This is a genomic window from Microcystis sp. M53598_WE2, assembly GCF_030067735.1.
Taxonomy (GTDB): domain Bacteria; phylum Cyanobacteriota; class Cyanobacteriia; order Cyanobacteriales; family Microcystaceae; genus Microcystis; species Microcystis aeruginosa.
Genome location: NZ_JASJFE010000612.1, coordinates 1 through 7,462, shown reverse-complemented (window position 1 = coordinate 7,462; position 7,462 = coordinate 1). Strand labels below are relative to the sequence as shown.

The 7,462-nt window shown below is 41.3% G+C and carries 11 protein-coding genes, 1 tRNA gene and 2 pseudogenes; 13 read left to right on the top strand and 1 reads right to left on the bottom strand.

Annotation, left to right across the window (positions count from 1 at the left end):
• Positions 1-406 precede the first annotated feature (406 nt).
• Both PX636_RS12415 and PX636_RS12410 read left to right on the top strand, forming a co-directional pair.
• Entirely contained in the window at positions 407-2,134 is a 1,728-nt protein-coding gene (locus tag PX636_RS12415) for a succinate dehydrogenase/fumarate reductase flavoprotein subunit (RefSeq protein WP_288117413.1), read from the top strand.
• Between the two features lie 83 nt (positions 2,135-2,217).
• Positions 2,218-2,291: transfer RNA gene (locus PX636_RS12410), tRNA-Met, on the top strand.
• A gap of 36 nt (positions 2,292-2,327) precedes the next feature.
• Here the strand turns inward: PX636_RS12410 and PX636_RS12405 are convergent.
• A complete protein-coding gene (locus PX636_RS12405) occupies positions 2,328-2,474 on the bottom strand; it encodes a TauD/TfdA family dioxygenase (RefSeq protein WP_288117411.1) in 147 nt (48 codons plus the stop codon).
• A gap of 93 nt (positions 2,475-2,567) precedes the next feature.
• Between PX636_RS12405 and PX636_RS12400 the strand changes: the two genes are divergently transcribed.
• From PX636_RS12400 to PX636_RS12350, 11 genes and pseudogenes are all read left to right on the top strand, one after another.
• The gene (locus PX636_RS12400) at positions 2,568-4,967 is read left to right on the top strand and encodes a tetratricopeptide repeat protein (protein WP_288117409.1); all 2,400 of its coding nucleotides are present in this window, start codon (positions 2,568-2,570) and stop codon (positions 4,965-4,967) included.
• A 44-nt stretch (positions 4,968-5,011) separates the two neighbouring features.
• On the top strand, positions 5,012-5,239 hold the full coding sequence (locus PX636_RS12395) for a type II toxin-antitoxin system Phd/YefM family antitoxin (protein ID WP_002796331.1): 228 nt from the start codon (positions 5,012-5,014) through the stop codon (positions 5,237-5,239).
• Positions 5,236-5,370, top strand: coding sequence for a hypothetical protein (locus tag PX636_RS12390; RefSeq protein WP_002753982.1), 135 nt, complete (start codon positions 5,236-5,238; stop codon positions 5,368-5,370). Before PX636_RS12395 ends, PX636_RS12390 begins: the two co-directional genes overlap by 4 nt.
• A 13-nt stretch (positions 5,371-5,383) precedes the next feature.
• Complete coding sequence (locus PX636_RS12385) at positions 5,384-5,587, top strand: RelB antitoxin-like protein (RefSeq protein ID WP_288117406.1); 204 nt, start codon at positions 5,384-5,386, stop codon at positions 5,585-5,587.
• Positions 5,584-5,853, top strand: coding sequence for a type II toxin-antitoxin system RelE family toxin (locus tag PX636_RS12380; RefSeq protein WP_002762139.1), 270 nt, complete (start codon positions 5,584-5,586; stop codon positions 5,851-5,853). Before PX636_RS12385 ends, PX636_RS12380 begins: the two co-directional genes overlap by 4 nt.
• Positions 5,854-5,906: 53 nt before the next feature.
• Positions 5,907-6,044: a hypothetical protein gene (locus PX636_RS12375; protein ID WP_288117404.1), complete on the top strand. Its 138-nt coding sequence runs from the start codon at positions 5,907-5,909 to the stop codon at positions 6,042-6,044.
• 1 nt (position 6,045) lies between these two features.
• On the top strand, positions 6,046-6,378 hold the full coding sequence (locus tag PX636_RS12370; protein ID WP_002800853.1) for a DUF6883 domain-containing protein: 333 nt from the start codon (positions 6,046-6,048) through the stop codon (positions 6,376-6,378).
• 10 nt (positions 6,379-6,388) lie between these two features.
• The gene (locus PX636_RS12365) at positions 6,389-6,631 is read left to right on the top strand and encodes a DUF4926 domain-containing protein (protein WP_012267894.1); all 243 of its coding nucleotides are present in this window, start codon (positions 6,389-6,391) and stop codon (positions 6,629-6,631) included.
• Between the two features lie 32 nt (positions 6,632-6,663).
• Positions 6,664-6,801, top strand: a pseudogene (locus PX636_RS12360) (element excision factor XisH family protein); the annotation flags it as partial.
• The gene (locus PX636_RS12355) at positions 6,789-7,124 is read left to right on the top strand and encodes a XisI protein (RefSeq protein ID WP_002762148.1); all 336 of its coding nucleotides are present in this window, start codon (positions 6,789-6,791) and stop codon (positions 7,122-7,124) included. The pseudogene PX636_RS12360 and the gene PX636_RS12355, both read left to right, overlap by 13 nt.
• Before the next feature lie 96 nt (positions 7,125-7,220).
• Positions 7,221-7,462: pseudogene (locus tag PX636_RS12350) on the top strand (DUF2283 domain-containing protein); the annotation flags it as partial.

The following is a 7,462-nucleotide window of genomic DNA, read 5'->3' as shown; positions in this document are numbered from 1 at the left end:
CCTGGGGTAGCTTTACTGATGACTGCCGTATCTCAATTTACAACTGCAACAACGGTATCGTCAACCACAACACCTGTAATGGTTTTCGGGTAGTGTGTGCTAATTAGTTGCTAATAAGTTAGATACCAGTTATCAGTTATCAGTTATCAGTTATCAGTTATCAGTTATTATCTATTTAGGAGAAATCAAATGAATTTTTACCCTTCCTCTCTCACGAATACCCCTTTCAGTGAACAGTAAACAGTAATCAGTGAACTGAAAACTCGCATCTGATAACTGATAACTGATAACTGATAACTGATAACTGAAAGGGCTGTCTCCTGAAATATAAAGTCTCGGTTACAAAACTGACTTCCGAGCAATTCTCACCCCACCATAGAAACAGAAGCCCGTAGGAAAATCAGCCATGAAAGAACACGATGTCGTTATAGTGGGCGGTGGGTTAGCAGGATGCCGCGCCGCCTTAGAAATCAAACGCCTCAACCCGACTATCGATGTTGCTGTCGTTGCCAAAACCCACCCGATTCGTTCCCACTCCGTCGCCGCCCAGGGAGGTATCGCCGCCGCCCTGCAAAACGTTGACCCCAAAGATAATCCCAAGGCCCACGCCTACGATACTGTCAAAGGTTCCGATTTTCTGGCTGACCAGGATGCAGTGGATATTCTCACCAAAGAAGCCCCCGAAGTTATCATCGAATTGGAACATCTAGGCGTGTTATTCTCCCGTCTCGAAGATGGACGCATTGCCCAAAGAGCCTTTGGCGGTCACAGCCATAACCGTGCCTGTTACGCCGCCGATAAAACCGGTCACGCCATGCTGCACGAATTAGTCAGCAATTTAGGCCGTAATCAGGTAAAAATCTACGATGAATGGTACGTTTTGCGTCTTATCCTCGAAGAAGGTACGGCTAAAGGGGTAGTAATGTACCAAATCGCCACCGGACAGTTAGAAATCCTTCGGGCAAAAGCAATTATGTTCGGGACCGGGGGCTATGGTCGCGTTTATAACACCACCTCCAACGATTTCGCCTGTACGGGAGACGGTTTAGCTTTATCGGCAAAAGCGGGTATTCCCCTAGAAGACATGGAATTTGTCCAATTTCACCCCACGGGACTCTATCCCGTCGGTGTTTTAATCTCGGAAGCGGTCCGGGGTGAAGGGGCTTATTTAATCAATAGCGAAGGTCGTCGTTTTATGGAAGATTACGCCCCCTCGCGCATGGAATTGGCACCCCGGGACATCACTTCCCGGGCCATTACCCTAGAAATTCGCGCCGGCCGGGGGGTAAATCTGGACGGTAGCGCCGGTGGTCCCTTTGTCTATCTGGATTTACGCCATTTAGGCCGGGAAAAAATTATGAGTCGCATTCCCTTCTGTTGGGAGGAGGCCCACCGTCTCGTCGGTGTCGATGCGGTAGAGGAACCGATGCCTGTACGTCCTACAGTTCACTATTGTATGGGCGGCATTCCCGTTAATACCGATGGTCGCGTTCGCTTAAGTGCCGATACCCTCACCGAAGGCTTTTTCTCCGCCGGGGAATGTTCCTGTGTCTCTGTTCACGGGGCCAATCGTTTGGGCAGTAATTCCCTGTTAGAATGTGTGGTCTATGGCAGAAGAACCGGCAAATCGATCGCTAAATACGTCGAAAAACGCGCTTTTCCCGTCTTTAATCCCGATATTTACCTTCAGGATGCTAAAGAGGAAATCACCGCTTTATTGACCAAAAAAGGCACGATTCGCATCGGTCAACTACGTCAGGAATTCCAAGACTGTATGACCCAACATTGCGGCGTTTTTCGCACCGAAGCGACCATGCGCGAGGGAATTAAACAAATCGGCGAATTAAAGCGCAAATACGAGCAGATTTACCTCGATGATAGGGGTGATTGCTGGAATACGGAACTAATCGAGGCCTGGGAATTACAAAGTCTCATGGTGGTGGGGGAAATTATCCTCACCTCTGCCCTCAATCGTCAAGAAAGCCGAGGGGCCCACTCCCGCGAGGATTTTCCCCAACGGGATGACCAAAATTTCCTTCAGCATACCCTCGCCTACTATTCCCCCTCCGGCATCGATATCGACTATATGCCCGTGGTGATTCAGGATTTCACCCCCGTGGAACGTAAGTATTAACCTCTGGTCGGACGGTAAATGTAAAGGAATTTTACAAACTCCTTGGCATTTACCGAAATTTAGTTCTATACTAAATAAAGCAACGCGGGATAGAGCAGTCTGGTAGCTCGTCGGGCTCATAACCCGAAGGTCAGTGGTTCAAATCCGCTTCCCGCCATTACTTATAAAGCCAGTAGTTAAATCCGATTTCCCGTTAGGGAACATTGAACATTACCCGTTCAAGAGAGCGATTGGGGTCAATGTAGGATTGGCGAGAATGGAGACAAGTATAATTATCCATGATCAAGATCTGTTCTGCTTTTAAATAGAGCGGAACGTGATAGGCTTCAAACAGGGCCATTTACAAAATGTTTGAAAGAAGTAGCCGGGATTGAAATCGACCAATCTTAAGTTAGAAAACGGGTTTCTTAAAGAAACCCGTTTTCTGGGTTAGATGTGGTATAACAGAAAAGTGGTTATGTCAGAGGAAAAAGATATGCCATCAATTTTTATTTGTTATTCCCACCAAGACAAAGGATGGAGAGACAGACTGTTAAAATTTCTCGAACCTCTGAATGATGAGGAAGAAATAGTCTGGTCAGATCTGGACATACAACCGGGGGATATTTGGGATGAAAAAATTAAAGACAGTTTATCACAAGTAACAATTGCGATGGTCTTGGTTAGCCAAGACCTGCTTAATTCTCGTTATGTGAAGAATGAAGAATTACCCCGTATTTTGAAAAGACGTGAAGAAGAAGGAGTCCTTATAATTCCTATATTTCTTAGACATTCTACTGTGAAAAGTGTTTCTTTTAAATACACTAATGAAGAGGGAATAGAACAAAGATTTTACTTACATCAATTTCAGTCTCCTAGCAATAATTCTCCCAGCAATCCTCTCTGTGATCTAAAGAAATCAGAATATGAAAAAGTTTTCGTATCCGTTGAGGATAAATTGCGATCGCTGATTGAAGAATCTAAAAAAAAACAGTCTGAACCCTCTAAAAAAGCGGTCCAACCCCTGACCACCTCTGGGTTAGTGGATACGCAACTCCCACCCGTGCGTAGATGGCAAGGACGACGGGAAGAATTGCAAGAACTCCAAACAGCGTTAGGGAATGACCATCTAAGGTTAATCGAGATTACCGCCGCCGGGGGTTATGGTAAAACTGCTCTGGCGAGAAAGTTTACAGATCAATTAACTGCTGATTGGCCGGTATTATGGGTTAATTTTAACCAGCCTTACCCTTTGGCACAGTTCGGACGGTGGTTATTAGAGGAGTTAAAACAAAATTATGATGAAAAATGGAATGATGGGCAATTAATAGACGCAATCAGCAAAGGGTTAACCGCTAAACCCTGTTTATTAGTGTTGAATAATTTGGAAACGGTACTAACTGCCCCAGTAAATTTGGTTTATCAGCAATTCTTGCAAAAATGGTTAAACACAGAAAGCAGCAGTAAGCTATTAGTCACCAGTCGAGAACAGCTAAAATTCCCCGTCAATTTGCAAGATTATTATTATTCTTGGCCTTTAAAAGGGTTAAAAGAAGCGGATGCGATGCGTTATGTCACCGAAGATCACGGCTTAACGGGAAGCGATGAAGAATTAGCCCAATTTGTCGATAAAATGGGAGGTCATCCCCTCTTAATGGAACTGGTTTGTAGTTTGATGAAAGATAAGTTTGGGAAAGGGGTTTCTGTCACCGAGTCGCAAAATTTGGGCTTAAATCTGTTTGATGTGGAAGGGTATCACCGCGACACGGAAACCTGTGTCAGAGAAGTGATTACCGCCAGTTTAGCGCGATTATCGAAAGAGTTTAGGGAGAGTTTAACGCGGTTATCGGTATTGCGCGAGAGTTTTGATTTAGGGTTAGCGCAGGGATTAACCCCAGAAATAACTGACAAAAATTTACGACATTTTGCTTGTTTATCCTTATTACAAGAATTTCCCCCCGAATACAATGTAAAACAGCGACAGTTTCAGTTTTTGCCTTTAATTTCAATGGTGGTACAAGATCAAGCAAATCCTGAAATATTGCGATCTGCCCATCAATTAGCCTTAGATTATTATTTAGCTCATTTACCTGTCCCTCCCTGGGAATCCTTGGAAGATTTGAAGGAATATTTAGAGGCGTTTTACCATGCAGGAGCATTGGGAGAATGGCAGTTAGCTTATGATATTTTGTATCAGGAAAGAGGCGGAGAAGGGAAAAATAAATCAGTTCATAGTTTTTTAGATTTACAAGGATTTTATCGTAAGCAAGCAGATCATTATGAACAGGTGATTGCAGGGAGTCAACGGGAACAAGATTGTTATTGTAACTCGTTAAACCGTCTCGGCCTTTGTTATCATTCCCTGGGACAGTATGAAAAAGCGATCGCCTATCACCAGCAATCTCTCGAAATCAGTAAAGAAATCGATTATCGGCAAGGGGAGGCAAGTTCTCTCGGTAATTTAGGACTTTGTTATAGTTGCTTGGGACAGTATGAAAAAGCGATCGCCTATCACCAGCAAGATCACGACATCAGTAAAGCAATCGGCGATGAGCAAGGGGTAGCAATTTCTCTACACAACATAGGAGAAGCGTTGAGCAAACTAGAAAACTACAGCGAAGCAGAAAGCAAAATTCAAGAATCCTTAGTTATTTCTCAAAAGATTAAGTTTAAAGAATTAACCGCCCATAATTTAAGAGTCCTTGCGAAAATTGCCCACCAAACTAATCGCCCTGAACTTGCCCTCAGTCATTGCCAAGAAGCGCTTGAATTATGCCAAGAATTGGGGATTCCGTTGGTTAAAGATTGTGAGGAATTGTTAGGGCAAATTCAGACTACGTTAGATAATAATTAAGGTAAATTATTCTCTAAAAAATTAATATTTAACTGAACAAAGCTATGATAAAACTAACTTTAAACGAAGCCCAAAGTCAACTTTCTGACCTCCTTAAAGCTGCCTCAAAAGGTGAACAAGTTATTATCCAGAATCATGAAGGTCAAGACTTTCAACTCATTTCTCTTCCTACTACTGTTAAACATCCCCAATATGGAAGCGCAAAAGGCATCGTTAAAATGCTTGACAATTTTGATGATCCCATCGAAGAATTTGAGGAATATATGCCATGAAAATTTTAATGGATACCCACGCCTTTTTATGGTTTATCGAAGGTGATAATAATCTTAGTGATGCTGCTCGTTCTCTGATCGAAAATAATCAATATCAAATTAGAAGGGGATTAGAAACCCAAGCAAAATGAGGAACAATTAATTATGAACATCAAAGATTATCCCTTTGCTCAAGACTTGATTACAGATAATCAAGGTCAGATACAGCAAGTTATTATTAACTTTGAAGACTATCAACAAATGATAGAAGCTTATGAAGATACTGGACTCTATCGCGCCATGATAGACGTTAAAGATGAAACTCCCTTAACTTTGGAGGAAGCATTAATTGAATTAGAAAAAGAATGAAAATCAACTATCTTCCTACTTTTATCAAGGATCTTAAGGATTTAAAAAGTACCTCCCCTTACTCAGTCATAAAAAACCTTGTCTTTACTGATATTTTAGCAGTTAAGCAGCTAAGCGAAATTAACAACCTTAAAAAATTAAAAGGAGAATATAATGCCTATCGTATCCGAATTGGTGACTATAGAATTGGTTTTTTTGTTGAAGAAGATACAATTACATTTGCTCGTGTTCTTCATCGTCGAGAATTCTATCGTTATTTCCCGTAAAATTTCGGTAGATAAAGAATCATTGAAAAGCCTTTGTCGAAATAGCCCACAAAATGAATCACTGCGATCGCGCTCTCAACTACTGCCAACAAGCGCTTGAATTATGCCAAGAATTGGGGATTACCTTGGTTAAAGATTGTGAGGAATTGTTAGGGCAAATTCAGGGAAACCTAGGAGAAGCCAACAAATAAAATGAAACTTCCCAATGCCGATCAAGCCAACCTAGGAGACAAACTTGAACGTTACTGCCTCAATCCTGAGCATTCAAAAGGAAAACATAAAGCCTTGCTTTTCAAACAAAGATTAGGGATTACCTTAGCTAATAAAGAAATCCTAGAAAATGCTCTTAAAAAAGCAGTAATGGAAGGAGAAGCCGAACTTTATAAAATCGATCAATATGGCACTCACTATGATCTGAAATTTAACCTCTGTACCGACATCGGAGAATCCTTAATTTTAAGTTGCTGGATTGTCCAAATAACTGAAAATTTTCCTCGTCTTACTAATGTCTATCCCATTAATTAACTAGCCCATGATGAACACCATTCAAGAATACGATCTCGTTGCCCTAACGGAAGATGTTACGGCTACTCACAAAACGACCCATCAGCCCATCCTTCTGCGTCGCGGACAAATGGGAACTGTTTTAATGTCTTTTAATCAGCAAGCTTTTCTGATTGATTTTACCGATCAAAACGGCCAAACCTTTGCGATGGAAACCGTTGATCACTCAAAACTTCTACGGCTGATCAGTGAACCTGAATTAGTCTCAGTCTAAGATAAAACTTTCGCCAACTTTTAGATAGAACTCTTTATCTTGCTATTCGGGAAAAAACTTTCAACAGCTTATTTCATCAAGAAATTGGTCAAATACTCCTTGAAGAAAAAACACTAAAACTAATTATCTTTAACCCCGAAACTGAGGTAATCACCCAATGGATAAACTAAACCATTACCGCAAAATTATTCATCAGATTCTTGTCCCCTATAGCCAAATTATTTATAACAATGCGGACATTCAAAATCGTCTAGCTTTTGATCCTCAGAATGATCAATATCTCGTCATTTCAGAAGGTTGGCAACAGAATCAGCGTTATCATGATTGTCTGATTCATTTAGAAATTATTAACGAGAAAATTTGGGTACAATGTGACAACACCGAAGACGGTATCACCAAAGAATTACTAAGCGCAGGCATTGCTAAAGAAGATATTGTTTTGGGATTCCATGAACCTAAAATACGTCAATATACAGGCTTCGCTGTCGCTTAACTTTCAAATATGATGGACAATTCTCAAAACCGCAATCGCCGCCAAATGAATCACTATTAGAAGAAGATTAGAAACTCTTGATAACCCAAGTCAGCCATGAAAATCACCTACTTTCAGGATACGGATACTCTATACCTAGAGTTCAATAACAATCCTATTGTCGAGACTCAAGAAATCAATGAAAATACAAAATACAAAATACAAAATACAAAATACCTTGGTCGATCTTGATCAGCAGGGGAATATTTGTGCAATCACCTTGGAACACGCCAAAAACTTAAAGGATCTGAATGCTTTTTCCCTCGAAACTATTGTCGCACCTCAATTAGCTTCAAGTT